This is a genomic window from Leptotrichia sp. OH3620_COT-345, assembly GCF_003932895.1.
Lineage (GTDB): Bacteria > Fusobacteriota > Fusobacteriia > Fusobacteriales > Leptotrichiaceae > Pseudoleptotrichia.
This window is the reverse complement of the sequence record NZ_RQYW01000221.1, coordinates 1-225: the sequence shown is the minus strand read 5'-3', so window position 1 is coordinate 225 and position 225 is coordinate 1. Positions and strand designations below refer to the sequence as shown.

The 225-nt window shown below is 36.4% G+C and carries 1 protein-coding gene; it reads right to left on the bottom strand.

Features of this window, described 5'->3' with window-relative positions:
* Positions 1–225: OmpA family protein (locus EII29_RS11840; protein WP_148096461.1), on the bottom strand; the 225-nt coding region annotated here is incomplete at both ends.

Sequence of the window (225 nt, the reverse complement as noted above, 5' to 3'; positions counted from 1 at the left end):
GGTACTCCGAACTCAAGCAACTTCGCCTTTACACTTTCCGCTCTTCGCAGACCAAGTTTCAAATTATATTCATTCGTCCCTTTGGAATCCGTATGTCCTACTATCGTCACATCATAATCATTTACTGTTATATATTCCTTTAAGTTCTGTAATATACCGTAATACTGTGCTTTTACATTTGACTTGTCAAAATCAAATAATAATGCCCTCTCATCAAGTACTACC